Source organism: Legionella sp. PATHC032, assembly GCF_026191185.1.
Lineage (GTDB): Bacteria > Pseudomonadota > Gammaproteobacteria > Legionellales > Legionellaceae > Legionella.
Window position 1 is genome coordinate 1,323,457 of record NZ_JAPHOV010000001.1, and the last position, 14,499, is coordinate 1,337,955.

The window sequence follows — 14,499 nt, forward strand, 5'->3', positions numbered from 1 at the left end:
GATTTATTTGGTCATTTTTGATGAGTACTGGGGAGGATTACTAAAAGGTACTGGTAGATTACCTTGAGTTAATGGGGGCAATACTGTTTCATCATCTGTTTGTTCAAAAGCTTCTTGAGATCGAATCCAATCCAGCTGATATTGGCGGACATAATTGTATTTTTCACCAGTGACATGTAAGTTATCTCTTTCGTTGCGTAATATGATAGGTTTAATAAATACCATGAGCACTCGCTTGTCTCTGTTACGAATGTTGCGTTGGAACAATCTGCCTATTCCAGGTATATCTCCTAAAATGGGTAATTTATTATTGTCATTTCCAATACTGTCCTGAATTAATCCTCCAAGTACTACAACATCACCACTTTCTACATGAACTGATGTCACAATACTGCTGATATTAAAAGTGGGGGTTGTTGTGTTTTCTGTTGTAGCAGTTGCGGGATCCAAAGTATCATTCCCCTGATCAATTTGTAATTGAATTCCTTGTCCGCGAGTAATCTGTGGTCTCACATAGAGATGCAAAGCAACGTTAACCCTGTCAAATGTTGTAAAAGGACTTGCAGTAGTAGTGCCCCCTGCATTATTGGGGTAACTGGTTGTTGCTACTGAAACCTGCTTACCTATGAGTATTTTTGCTTGACGATTATCAAGGACTACTACGGAGGGTGTTGATAAAATATTTGCTTTTTGCTCCCTTGCCAAGGCATAAATTTGAGCCTGGAAGTCATCTATCCTGGTTTTGCTGTTTATAATGGCAAAGCCTGGTCTAAAATCCTTGGGATTACCCGTCTGTTGATTGGAGCCCCACTCAATTCCCAGATTGTTAACGTCCTTTTCATCCACTTCAGCAACGAGTGCCTCAATTAATAGTTGGGCTGGTTTTATATCTAGTTGAGAAATGACTGTTTTTAGAATGCGTATAATTGAAGCAGGGGCATTAAGAATAATAGAGTTAGTATTTGGTTCTCCTATTATCTGTACAGTAGGCTTGGTAGATCCTTCATTTTGAGTACTTGCTGACGTTGTATTTGCTGTCGCTCCCGAGGCACTCAAAGGGGCAGAGCTGGTCGAAGATAAGTTCGATGTCGAGCTTTGTCCATCAGCAGATGTATTTGCAAGACTGGAAGCAGGATTTGTGCTGTCTAATGCCGGTCTTGTAATGGTTCCAATGGTTGTTCCTACATTGCCACTGAAATTGGCTTGGGCTATCCCTGCCAGTATGGGGACTAAATCTTCAGCTCTTAAGTAATTCAGGTAAACAACTTGTGTATTTGAATTGACTCCAGCTGAGCTTTCTTTATCTAGTTTCAATATGAGCATTCGCAAACGAATTCTATCTGTCTTGCTTCCACTGACTAAAATTGAGTTGGAACGGTCATCTGCGGCAATGGTAATTTGTGTTCTGCTGCCAATACCTGGCTGAGTTTTAACCAAATCTTTTAAAGTATTTGCAACATCCATAGCCAAAGCATGATGTAAACGAACCATGTCTATGCCGTTTGCACTGGAGCTATCCACTTGTTTGATAATTTCCGCAAGGCTTTTAATATTATTTGCTCGACCAGACAGGATCAACATGTTAGAAGGAGCATAAGCAGATACGCTGCTCCATTGAGGCATTAGTGGCCTTAGAACCGGTACCAGTTGTTCAGAAGGAACATAATGAACAGGTACTACAGCGACCATCATATCGTCACCTCGTGGAGGACTCTTCATTCCGCTTAGTAAATCAGGTGACTGAGTTTTTGCATCAATATTGGGAATAATTTTGATAATTTCTCCATTAGGTATCGCGGCATAACCTGATACCTGTAGTACTGAGAGAAAGACTTGATATAGTTCGCGGTTGGATAATGGCGTTGATGAAACAATTGACACTTTTCCTTGCACTCTGGGATCTATAACAAAATTTTTACCTGTAATTCGAGAGACTTCTGCGATTACAGCTCTAATATCAGCATTACGTAAGTTCCATAATTTACTGCCCGGAGGAGATGTTTGCGATTGTTCCATATTTTTAGGAAATTGGCTTACCTCAAGCGAAGAAGTTTGATTTTTGTTAATTTGATTAAACTGTTTTTCTGTTTTTTGAGATAATTTTTCTTTGAGTGCTCTTGCAGTTTGGTAATCATCAATTGGTCCAATTTGCACAAGGTAAAGATGCTTATCGTCCAGGTTTTTAATTTCAACTTTTTGATCTACTAATTTGGCAAGTTCATTTTGGCGTATTTTGGCGTCTTTTTCGAGATTATAGGCACCTGCTTGAAGATAAAAAAAAGTATTGCCATCCTTGGTTACGGTTGAAATATTGACATCATTAGCATGTACTAATGAACAAAAAACGAAGGCTAAAAGTATAATTACTATCGAGCGCATTTAAAAACCGTAAAATAATGGATAATGACATAATAACCAAATTTGACTGCTTACCATAGCTTTTTTAATAACTTAGAGCAGGAAATTTAAGTGGTTTTTACTAGTGTGGATTTACTCGAATCATTTATGCGTTTTAATATACAGTAAACAATTTTCTAGCTGGAAGGAATATATGGATAATGTGCCAATAAAATGGGGAATTTTAGGAACAAGTTTTATCTCTGAAGTGATGGCTAATGCAATTCAGGAATCAAATACCAGTGAGCTAGTTGCTATTGGGAGTCGAACACTCGAGATAGCCAAACGATTTTCTGAAAAATTCGCTATTCCAAAATTTTATGACAATTATCAATCATTAATTCTAGATGATGATATAGATACTGTTTATATAGGATTGCCCAATCATCTGCATAAAGAATGGATTATTCGTTGTGCGCGGGCAGGAAAAAATATTTTGTGTGAAAAACCTTTTGTTATTGGTGTAGAAGAAATCCATGAGGTTACGTCAGTAATTGAGAAAACAAATGTTTTTTGTATGGAAGCTCTGATGTACCGGTATCATCCCTTTATAAAAAAACTACAAGAGGTCATTAAAAGCAACATAATAGGTAGGATAAGGTTATATAATGCGGCATACACAGCAAATATTGCAGAAATAGCCAATCCTGTTGCAGGTGGAAGTATACGTAATCTCGGATGTTACCCAATATCCTTGGTGAGATTGCTTGCTAACGCAGAACCTATCGAAATCCATGGTATAGGAAGAATGAACTCCAGGAATAACACCGATAGTCAAGCTAGTGTTCTTTTAAAATTTGAAGACGATTCAATTGCCACAGTTTCTACTGCCGATGATATTGAAATGCATTGGCAATTCGAGGTTTATGGAACAAAAGGCCACTTAAAAGTAGAAACGAATCCTTGGCTGCCTGACTATGAGGCTAACAAAATTTGTATCTACCTTAATAATGAATCAATCCCCAAAGAGATCAGTGTGAATGCAGAAAAGTCACTTTATACTTATCAAATTGACTTTATCAATGAGCAAATATTGAATGGGGATTCGAAACAATTTAACAGGTCGTCCTTATTAGAGAGCATGGGAAATGCAATCGTTCTGGAAACCTGGCTAGAACAAATAATTCCTTTGAACCTGCGCTTTGAATTATCCAGATTAAAAGATAGGGTGCCTAATCCATAAGCAAAACGGTTTTGGTGATACTAGTCAAATTTTCCCAGAAGCGAGTAGTCTGTTTTTCCTTCGCGCCAGATTCCATCCCAATTGGCAGGCGGATTAACTGCTAATACCGTGCAGCGTTGGATGTAAATGGAAGCTAATTGATCACCAGCGTAGGCTGGAGTAAGTTTTGCAAAAGCTCTTATACTTTCTTTCCAGGAACCTTTTTGATAGAGAGAAAATGCCTTGAGAAATTCCTTTTTATGTTGATCAAGATTTTCAAGATTTTGGGCTGTAATCAATTCATATATCTCAATGCTTTCACGCTTACCACGTACAGCCACTTCATCTAACAAACGGAAAGGGAATTTTTCAGATACTTGGGTGAAAGTGGCGTGACTGACAATGATTTGAGTATGATAATTTTTATTAATTGACTCCAGGCGACTTGCCAGATTGACTGAGTCGCCCAAGGCTGTGTAACTTAGTCTGTCTTCTGAGCCAACATTACCCACAACAGCATCTCCGGTGTGAATGCCAATTCTGATTTTAAATTCGGGAAATCCAAAATGTTTATTCTTTTGATTTAACAGGCTAAGACGCTCAATCATGACTTTGGCAGTCAGGCATGCATGCAATGCATGATTGGCATCCTTTGAAGGCGCATTCCATAACGCCATGATAGCATCACCAATGTATTTATCCAAAGTTCCTTCATGCTGTATTACAATTTCAGTCATAGACTGGAAATAATCGGATAAATAGGTCATTAATTTTTGTGGTGAGGTGGATTCTGAAATACTTGTAAAATCTTTTATATCTGAAAATAAAATAGTAATTGTTTGGCTTTGCCCCCCAACTTGAGCAATTTTTCCACTATGCATTAATTTTTTCACTAGAGAGTCGGGAACATAACGTTGAAATGAGGCTAAACTTGAGCGCAGTGTTGATAGTGTTTTATCCATATAGCTGACCTCTTTAATCCTGGTCTTCAGAAGTGGCCTGGGTTTGAGGTTAAGCATGGTAATTTCTTTAGCTTCTTCAGTCAGTTGAATAATAGGATTTGATATTCTTTGTGAAACGATACGAACTAACAATGTCCCAATCAGCAAGACCAATATAGTCAATAAAATATAGCGCATGCTTAAATCTTTCAGGGGTTCAGTCACATCCGTTTCAGGAACAATAATAATAATATGCCACAATGCTTTTTGATTCGCGCTGGATATAGGTTGGTATGCTAAAAAATATTTTTGATTATCATGAGTATAAGATTTGATAATGGGTTTAAAACCGTTAAAATCCAGTTTTTTAAGTGGAATATTTAGCTTTTTTATCCATTCCGGGGTTAATTTTTTCCCACGGATGTCTTCTTTATTTTGGGGGGTTCTGAAAGCAATGATATTAGCCTCATTGTTGATCACATAAACCATCGTATTTTCAGTTAATTCCAGTTCACGGATAAAATGTTGCAAGCCATCAATTGTCAGGTCAAGCGCAATCACCCCTTTTATTTGCTTATTTTTATTATAGATTGGTGCGGCTCCAGTAATACCGGGAGTAAGAAAGTCACTTTTATCAAATACATAAAATGTATAGACGTTTGTCCATATCGGTTCCCCTGCTTTTATTGCTTGTTGATACCATGGGCGAACCCTGGGATCATAATGGCGAGTCAGTAATTTTTTTTGGATTATTTCTCCTTGTTTGTTCAATTGATAACGAACATTGACAGGTGGTGATTCTGAATTAATCACATGGGTTAATCCTATTATTCCTTTTTGTTCTCTGTCTACTCCTATGAAATCTCCCTCTGTTGAACCATAGTAAACCATAAATATTTCAGGATTGTATCGTATGGATTCAAAAAGGAATTTATCAAATTGTTTTGAGTCACCCGGTTTAATAATGCCATTATTTATAGCGTTTTTCATTTTAATTAAATCTTGATTTAAAGGATTTAAATAGATCTCAAACCTTTCCTTTACGAGCAATGAGGTTTGTTGAATTGAGTCTTTAGCGCTACTGTTCAAAACACTATTGAAAGCAATATAGTTAATACCAATAATAGTGAACCCTACGACGCTTAACAAAAGCACAAATAAGGTAATGATGCTGACACGGATACTGATTTTAAAATTACTATCCATATTTTTTCCTTCTAATTGAAGGAAGTACACAGGTTCTAAGCGAAATACGATTAAGAACTTATTTTAAATAAGCATAGCCCTCTTTAGGCAGAAATACACGCAAACTTTATATTTTCTTACCAAGATCAAAGATCATGGTTTTTTCAGCAGGATTCCATTCGTTGAAGTTTGAGAAGAGCAAAAAAACTCAAAATACTTACCAAACTTAATAAAAACATAAAAGTTTCTACTTGCTGAATCCCTATCGCACTGGTAATAAAACTAAAGAAAGCGGAGCAGTTAAATTGACAAAATAAAGTGATAGCTAATGCAAGAGCCATTTGCTGAGGAAAAGGGCGAACAGCTGATGCTGTTGCTGATGCAACAATAAAACCTGTACCAAAATAATAAATCACCATAGGCACTATAAAAGTCAAATATACATTTTCAGCAGAAAAGACAAATAACCACATCAAGAATGCTGCGAAAATAAAGAAACGTACTCCTAATTTTGTTAATTGGATACTATGATAATATTTTGCTATTAAGCCACAACAAGCGGTACCTAATAAATGCATAATTGCCATAGTGGTCTTGATTGTACCATACTGAGCGCTAGTAAAATTTTCTCCTTTAATAAGAATAAAAGAGGCGCTGGTATTAAACGCTGATTCTCCAGCCATCATCAAGGCAGAAATAAGGAGGTAAGAAACAAAAAGGGGATGGTTGAAGACCACCATAATACTATGACCTAGCTGAGGGAATTTTACATAATGGGGTTTGGTTTCTTTTAAACTTCGACATAAAGGTAATAAAAGCAGGCCATAGGCAGCAATGATAAGAGAGGCGATTTGCCAATTCCAATAACTGTTTATCAAACCTCCAAAAAATGGAAGAAAGCAAATAAACAGCCCAGCCAGAGTAAATAACCACGCAAAGTATTTTGTGGCATTTTGTTCATTATGGGTATCGTTAATCATTGCTCTACCCATTAGAAGGGTAGCGCCTACGCTAATTCCCTGGAGAAATCGGCATACTAAAAAGAGAAGGATGGAGTGGTTTAGAGCAATCAGAAAATTGCTCAGAATAAATAACAACAGTCCTCCAATGAAGATTGGTTTTCTCCCATAACGTTCGGAAAGAAGACCCCATAAAATCATACTGAGGGCTTTCCCCAAAAGAAAAAGACTGATAGTTAGTTGAGCTGTATTGGGAGTTACCGAGAAGTAATCAACTAATGATGGCAAGGCTGGAGTAAGGAAATGTATATCCATGTTTCCAAGAAACCAGGTTAATAACACCATAAGAAGAGCATTTTTTTTCATGATTTCACGTTAAAATAAGAATTAGAAAAATCTGTCATCTGTCTGACATTTAGCCGATCATACCCGTAAACAAAAATCGCAAATAAACTATAAATTCCGGTAATTATCATAAAAATTGCAGGATATGGTAGATAAAACGCAAAAAGGCCACCCAATAACAATCCAATTAGATTTCCTAGTTTTGCAAATGAATTGGCTAATCCCAAGGCATAACCTGGTAACAAATTACGATCACTGCACAAAGCAAATAACGCAGGCAATAAGGCCGCAAGTACGATCCCCCACAAAATACGTATAAGAGCAAACAGATAGAAATTATCGACATTGGCTTGAATGATCATGAGGATGGCTCCGAATACGCTATAGCGTATTAAATATTGGTTAACCAAAGAAGGTTGACTTCGACAGTAGTCAAACTGTTTGCCACACCATACTGAACTACATAGCATCCCCATTGCCGGTAAAGAATAAAGAAATCCAATTAGTACCAGATTATTTGAACAATACTTATTTAGATACAGGGTAAACCCTGGATCAGGTAAAAACTTGGCAATTTGGGTTAGCATGATTAATACGCAAAGAAAGAAGAAAACACTTTTTGATGTGTAAGAATGATTTAATGTTTGTGATTTTTTCTTTATCTGGTGCTTTGGTGTCGAGGGTAATTTGTAGTGCATCGCTACAGTAGTGCCCAGGCATATCAATGTTGCCAAACCAAATAATCCTTGATAGTTAGTGAAGCTTAAAGCTAATCCTCCGAGAAACCCGGCTGTAGAAGTGGCAATTGCCTTGGAGGATTGCAAGCGAGATAACTGTGTGCTTTTGTTTTGCCATTCAGTAATGCTTAGGGCATAGGTTTGCATTGCAACAAGAAAACCTGCAAAAGCTCCTTGCAGTAATCGGATGATTAAAATCCAGAATACAGAATTTACAACAATCATACTGGCCTGGGTCAACACCAAGGCCCAGGATGCTCTCATTAACATGGGTTTGTAGCCATATCGATCAGCTGCCAAGCCCCAGATTGGGGTTAATAGAATGTTAGCCAGCATCGGTAGAATTAGACTCAGCGTGTTATAAATTACTACCGATGGTACTGCTGTGTTGCTTTGGTGCGCGATCAATAGTGGTAGAAAGGGATTCGTCATTTCTAAGGCCAATATCATCAAAAACTGACCTGAGAGCATCATTTTTTGAACTGGTTTATTCATTATCTTGGCTCAATGGGTTGTCAAGACTAAAAAATACCAGGTTATCCTGATTTTGATTGAGTCTCATGCTTAGCAAACTTTTATGTTGCCAGGGAAGAGAGAATAAATGTTGTTGGAATTTTTGGTATATCAATGGATTAATTTCCTTTTTGAAATTTTGTAATAATTGATTTGCAATTTGTTTTAGCAGGATCCAAAGGTTTTTTTTAGTCAAGTTATAGTTATCATGTAAACAATTAATGCAAAAAGTTAAGTTACTCAGTAAATTTCCATAAATGAAGGTATTAAAGAGATCACTCAATTCGTGGCATGAAATGGTAGAGTCTGGATGAAGATTAGGTTTGGGTGTTGTCTCATATAGCGAATTAAAACAGACCCTGATGCCGCCAAGATCTCGAATAACTAATCCAACAGGCCGATGAGACTGAAAAATGACTAAAGTGTTTTGTTGTTGGGCTTCCAACGCAACGCCATAGCTTAATAATAAATGAAGCTGGCATTCGAGAATACATCGGCTGTATTCAATAAAATATAATTCAGGCTCCATGCCACTTGCTTCAATAATTTCAATGAATAAAGCACGTTGACTGACTGGAGAAAGAGCATAGAGTGCAGCTACAGGTACTAATGTTTGTGACGCATCGATCAATTCCAGTGGATTTTCACGTACTATCATAGCCAAATGCTTTTTATTTTGTGGGGAAATGGATGGGTGTGTGGTGTTAATCCCCGCTAAATCCCTGGCTAAAAATAGTGGTTTTTCAAAACTTTGATACTGAGCCAGTAATTGCTTAAGCCAATTGGAAAGAGGAGATGAATTGCTTACCGATGCTGGAGATACAGTACGTAAAGCAGAAGTGGTATGGATTGCCGTGGCTAATTTTAAGTGTGGACCTTTGTTATCTAAAGGCATCATCGTTCGAAATGACATGGACGGTTTGGTTTTTTGAAGAGTCTCTGTTATTAATAATTGCTTTGAAGTGATTAAAGAGGAGGCAAGAGTTTGTAATTTGTTATTCCATTGCCATGGATGAACTGGAAGAGGCAAATACTGTTCGGGATCTAATTGTTGTTTTTGGACGGAATAATTCCACAATTGATATTCTTTAGCAAAATGTTGGGCAAACAATAAAGAATAGCTAGTCGCATCAATTGATGTAAATGCCACGGAACAATGAATTGCCAGCCAGGTAATATCGACCTCAGCATTAAATTCAGGGGAATATCGAATCACTTCTTCAGGAATAAACCCCATTTTTGCGCGGAAGTTAGGATGATAAGGATGCCCTATACAACCCCATTGCTCTAAAAAAGTTAGAATTTGTTGTTTATTATGTTGCTCTGATAACCATGACCATAAGCTGGAATAGTTTCTCGCTTGTTGTTTTAGTGATTGTTGCCAAAAATGATAATAAGCAAGTGCTAAGGCCTGATTGTTAATACTTTCATCAAGTTCTTCTTTTAGAAGCGGCCATCGATCAAATGTTTTTTCCGGGTTTTGCTTTTTCTGTTGATGATAAAGTAAGTCAAGATAATCATGTATGTGAAGGCTATTTATTTCCTTGTCTATTAATCCTTCACTAAGTGCTGCATGTCGCAATCGATCTAAACATTGCTGATGTGCAATGGATATGAAATGCTCCATTTCTGATTGTGAAACAAGAAGCTCTTTTTCAAGTAATAAACTATGTAATGGATTCTTTATTTTATAAGAATTATTTAAAACTGCTGCCATGACTATTTCCGTAAATAAGTAAGAAACGACAACACTATAAATGATAATGATTATCATTTGCAATAATATATTGTGATTTATTTGCTTAAATAATGGGGTGTGTTGACAATTGGTCGCCAACCCCCTAGAGATATAGTTTTTTATTTTTGATTGAGCGCCTGAATTTAAAAATTCAGTATGGTTTGTAATGCCAAATTATTCATTTTTGTATTACGGCCATTTACAAAATGATTGATACCCGATGCTATGGTACTATTTCCATAACTATAGTCTCTGGAATACTGAAATTGAATACCAAGATAAGGAAAAGGGGTTGCGGACAATCCAAGTCCCAGTCTTTGTTTCGGTATTCCGAGTGCCAGAGCTTGAAAAGCGTAGTCATAAAAACCAATGATTTTAAAAGAAAATTTTTTAATATTAACATCATAACTATTTTGTATACTCAATGCCTTTGGCGAAGCTCTTCGATTGTTATAACTCATGTCTTCTAATGCAAAGGGGGTGATTGCAGTAACATAGGTAAGATAAGTGCTTGTTTTTTTATATTTTAAATTAAAATAGGTTGCAAATCCTGGAACCCTTGTTTTTAATGATTGTGATAAAAGCCCGCCAAAACCTTTGTTGTATTGAAATAATTGACTTTCTGCCAGAGAGTATAAATAACTGACTCCCGCATCCATTGATTGATTATGTACTCCTGTATTCAGATTGTAATAAAGCGGAAGTGATGATGTACTTATGCGAGAATAGGGTTTAAAAAAAGAAGCGTTAGCATAATACAAGGAATCATATCCAATAATAGCGGTCACTTCGTTGGTTTGTCCCAAGGCTTTTGTAAGTGGTTTATAAATTAAATCACTTTTATAATTTCCAAATGTGAGCCATTTTTTTCCAAATGCAAGGAAAATATTCGAAGACTCTATTTGGAGTTCGTCATAAAACTGCTCAAAGTAAAATTGAGGAGCAACTGTGGTAGGTAAGGTGTTATAAATTAGCAAGCCTTTCATTTTGTTCCAATCAGTCACCTGTAATTCAGACCCCATTTTGATATTGGGCAGCTGCTGATTCAGTAAATATTTTTCACCTTGTATTGTTGAGTTGGCGGCATTAAAAAACAGATGTCCATCGTAGGTCAATTTTTCATTTTTAAATAAAGAGTCTCCAGCGTCTGCAAAAGCTAACCCGGTAACATTCAACATTAATATTCCTAAAATAATTCTTGTCCTAATGTAATTTCTTATATACAGCATTTGGTTTTATTTTAAATAAAAATGATAATCATTATCATTTAAAATAAAATAATATGGAACTGTTTTTTTAATAAAGATTTGCTGGGAATATTGTGTTATTCATATTGTTATTTGATTTTTAAATCTCTTGCAAAATAGTCTACATTCTTCGACTTGTTCAAGGTATGCTGAGTATGCTTTATAGGTACTATTGTAAATCAGTAGCAAACAGACAATCGGTCATTTAAAATTCAAGTAACTAAAGTATGAATAAAAATACAATTTATTATTTGTTTATAGCTAAATAGTAGATTATATCCAATCATGGCATAACTCATTATTCTAAAAATAAATCCAGTTGTTGTGTGCAATCGGTGAATTCAAATCATGTGAATTAGGGAAGATAAATTATGGTGATTTATGAAGTAAACCTAACGATTGATCCGGAGATATTTGTACAATTTCAAGCATGGCTCAAAAAGCATGTTGCGGAAATAATCCAATTTCCGGGTTTTATGCAAGCCTGCATTCTAAAGCAGGAAAAAGAAACAAAATCAGGTAAGGAAAAATTGACTGTTCAATATCAGCTGGACAATAGAGATAACTTGTCAAGGTACTTGTCTGAGTTGGCGCCTAAGATGCGTGAGGAAGGCTTTCATTTGTTTCAAGGTAAATTTTCTGCTGACAGACGAATCTTTGACGTGCAAGATATTATATTAAAGTAATTATTGTTAAAGTGTACTAGTGTTAACGCTTCGATCCTGTAACTACAAAGTACGAAGCGTTAACGCCAGCCATTTATTTTATCCGCGTCCCTCATTGACTCCTGCAGGAAGACCTGTGATGCCTCCTGGGCAGAACCTGATAGTATAGCTTGTAGAGTTAGCTTGCCCTGAAAGGTTATTAGTACAAGTAAATCCACTGGTTTTGTCGTCAAAAGGATAAATATAAGCAGAAGGGCAAGCTTGTTTCATCCATTGTATCATTGGTTGAACAAATGAATTCCACTGGGCATTGGTTTGTGGTTGCAACGCACCAGGCTGAGTACAACTTTCTGTATTTGGGTTAGCTTGAATCACTATATTGTTGGTTTGAGCAGGATTCCACCAGTCTGCGCACCCACAACATTGGGCAATGTCTGTAGCGGAAGAAGATGGATAAGCATTATAACAGGTATTGTATCTTGGGCCAGTAAATCCTGTAGGAACAGAGCAAAGCATCAAATTCGATAAGACAGCGCCAGAAGGATAAAAAGGCGTTGTAGTAGTTGGAAGAGGTTGATTGCATTTAAAATAACTTTGTACTGCAGCGGGGACATTACTTGAACCGCAAACTTGATCGGCTGACCAATATCCTAAAAAATTGCCACAAACTTGATTAAAATTGTTGTCTAGTCCGCATAATGTCATCGCAGGGCAACCTGGATTTGCAGAGGTGATGGAACAGCTTTGACCGCCACCAGTTACCCAGTAAAATCCATTGCCTGGTACTTGATCAATGACTGGCACTGTGGCTGTATTCCAATTACAAGCGCCAAAGCCATTGCCAGCCGTATCCTTACCTGGCTCTCCGCAGTTGTAATTATTCGGGGTAGCAGGAATAGTCGTGACTCCTGATTGATAATAAATCGGTTGCATGGAAATTGGGATATGAAACCCATTGATGACTTCCACATCATAACTGTCGGAGGTGGTTAAATTCATCGTAATTTCAGCCTGGGTAGCTGGCTGTGTGAAACCAATACCTGGCGCGCAAGAGGTAGTACCGCCATTATTACCGCAAGCCGCTTGTTGGCAGGTTACACCATTGCACAGAGTACTTGCTGAAATATTGCCACTCCATTGAATACTTGGATCAGCAGTGGTAACAGGAATAGTTACACTATTAGTATTAGCGCCAGGAGGGGCTGCTAATAAATATATACCATTAATTGGCGTTGGATTGGTCCAAAAGCATTTGTTCGTACTGGTGTTACAGCTTGTGCCATTTGGGCATGGTGTGCTTGGGCAGTTGGGTGAGCTACCTAATTGGCTTCCATTCAACGAAAACCACACATCAAAATCGCACTCATTGATTAAAGTCACAGTTCTTTCTGTCGGTAATGCAGCAAGTACTGTCCCGGAAGTGATGGCAGTTGCATCAGGCTGGGGATTTCCTCCAAAAGAGTAGGGAACTGTTGCGGTCAGAACATAAGTTCGTGGGGGATTGTTAGCACCAGGTGCTGTGAAAGTGACGGTCATTTGGCAGGCTGCATTGGTCAATGTTTGCGGGGTGCAGCTGGAATTAAAAGAGCTTAAGCTTGCCGAACAATCATTACCTCCCTGGTCACAGGCTATTGTGCCAGGAGCTGTAATATCCACAGATCCACTGGCTGTAAATAAAAACTGGGCTGTATACTGGTTGCCAGTAATCATCAATGGAGGCAGATAATTTGGCGGTACTAAAGTGCCTACAAGCGGAGCTGCTGGATCGACTACTTGCGTGAATGTCTGTGCTGTTACCGGGCTTCCTGATGGGCCTGAATAGGATAGACTTGCTATAACTTGTTGAACTGATGGACTTCCAGAGGTTACCGTGTATGTGCCATCGACTTCACAAACCCCTCCGTTGGGAGTCAATGTGTTAGTGCACGTCGTAGTAAAATTCGGTGTCCCTAATGATTGCGAGACATTAACTGATAAATTGGTAGCTGAAATAGCTCCGTTATTGGTAAACGTAAATTTATAACTGGAAACTGAGCCTGTCGCTAATTGAGAGGGAAAGCCATCCATGACAAAGCTAACGATTGGACTCAAGGACTGCCCTGTACTCAAGGTGCTTGTTTGAGGTAAAGGAACTCTGTCCTTGCTATATCCTGCAATAGTCAATTGAAGTGTTTTAAGACCAATTACAAGGGGGTTTAACGCCACAACGACTTCACAGGATTCTCCGGAATTTAATAACCGACCGGAACATTGATCATTAAAATTGAATTCCGTGTTGGGGCTTGTCGATCGTTCTATAATCAAGGCCTTGGCCAATCGAAAAGGCAATTGATTGGTAAAAGTATAAGTCACAGTATAAGTCTGACCAACGCTGCTCTGAGCAGGAAACACCCCGCTGACTCGCCAGCTTATGGGATCTTTTCCTGCGTAAGCCAACAAGGCAGATAACATAAGAATTGTGGTGATTATGATGCGAGTTGAGTATTTCATGATGGTCCTTTCACCCATTATTTTTATGAAGATTAAATCAGTCATCTTGGATAAATTACCGCTGGAAAGCCAAAGGTAATTTCTGGTTTCTCAATATTTGGAGTTTTAGCTTGTGCCTCA

The 14,499-nt window shown here is 37.6% G+C and carries 9 protein-coding genes; 2 read left to right on the forward strand and 7 right to left on the reverse strand.

The genetic code is table 11. The features are described 5' to 3' along the window. Nucleotides 1–3 precede the first annotated feature (3 nt). Nucleotides 4–2,379 (reverse strand): GspD family T2SS secretin variant LspD, encoded by a 2,376-nt coding sequence (gene lspD / locus OQJ02_RS06055; RefSeq protein ID WP_265718334.1) that lies wholly within the window; start codon nucleotides 2,377–2,379, stop codon nucleotides 4–6. Between the two features lie 172 nt (nucleotides 2,380–2,551). Between lspD and OQJ02_RS06060 the strand changes: the two genes are divergently transcribed. After that, complete coding sequence (locus tag OQJ02_RS06060) at nucleotides 2,552–3,580, forward strand: Gfo/Idh/MocA family protein (RefSeq protein WP_265718335.1); 1,029 nt, start codon at nucleotides 2,552–2,554, stop codon at nucleotides 3,578–3,580. Between the two features lie 20 nt (nucleotides 3,581–3,600). Here the strand turns inward: OQJ02_RS06060 and OQJ02_RS06065 are convergent, their stop codons facing one another. From OQJ02_RS06065 to lbtU, 5 genes are all read right to left on the reverse strand, one after another. Further along, nucleotides 3,601–5,706 carry an adenylate/guanylate cyclase domain-containing protein gene (locus tag OQJ02_RS06065; protein WP_265718336.1) on the reverse strand — a complete coding sequence of 702 codons (2,106 nt, stop codon included), beginning with the start codon at nucleotides 5,704–5,706 and terminating at the stop codon, nucleotides 3,601–3,603. Nucleotides 5,707–5,849: 143 nt separating this feature from the next. Beyond that, nucleotides 5,850–7,010: a legiobactin import MFS transporter LbtC gene (gene lbtC / locus OQJ02_RS06070; protein ID WP_265718337.1), complete on the reverse strand. Its 1,161-nt coding sequence runs from the start codon at nucleotides 7,008–7,010 to the stop codon at nucleotides 5,850–5,852. Beyond that, entirely contained in the window at nucleotides 7,007–8,221 is a 1,215-nt protein-coding gene (gene lbtB, locus OQJ02_RS06075) for a legiobactin export MFS transporter LbtB (RefSeq protein ID WP_265718338.1), read from the reverse strand. Before lbtB ends, lbtC begins: the two co-directional genes overlap by 4 nt. Next, a complete protein-coding gene (gene lbtA, locus OQJ02_RS06080; RefSeq protein WP_265718339.1) occupies nucleotides 8,214–9,956 on the reverse strand; it encodes a siderophore legiobactin biosynthesis protein LbtA in 1,743 nt (580 codons plus the stop codon). The genes lbtB and lbtA overlap by 8 nt, the downstream gene beginning before the upstream one ends. A 164-nt stretch (nucleotides 9,957–10,120) precedes the next feature. Further along, nucleotides 10,121–11,206 carry a siderophore legiobactin import outer membrane protein LbtU gene (gene lbtU / locus OQJ02_RS06085; RefSeq protein WP_265718340.1) on the reverse strand — a complete coding sequence of 362 codons (1,086 nt, stop codon included), beginning with the start codon at nucleotides 11,204–11,206 and terminating at the stop codon, nucleotides 10,121–10,123. A 389-nt stretch (nucleotides 11,207–11,595) separates the two neighbouring features. Here lbtU and OQJ02_RS06090 point away from each other — a divergent pair, with 389 nt between their 5' ends. Continuing rightward, nucleotides 11,596–11,910 (forward strand): DUF4286 family protein, encoded by a 315-nt coding sequence (locus OQJ02_RS06090; protein ID WP_265718341.1) that lies wholly within the window; start codon nucleotides 11,596–11,598, stop codon nucleotides 11,908–11,910. 78 nt (nucleotides 11,911–11,988) lie between these two features. Here OQJ02_RS06090 and legT read toward each other — a convergent pair whose 3' ends face one another. Further along, a complete protein-coding gene (gene legT / locus OQJ02_RS06095; protein WP_265718342.1) occupies nucleotides 11,989–14,424 on the reverse strand; it encodes a Dot/Icm T4SS effector LegT in 2,436 nt (811 codons plus the stop codon). Nucleotides 14,425–14,499 lie beyond the last annotated feature (75 nt).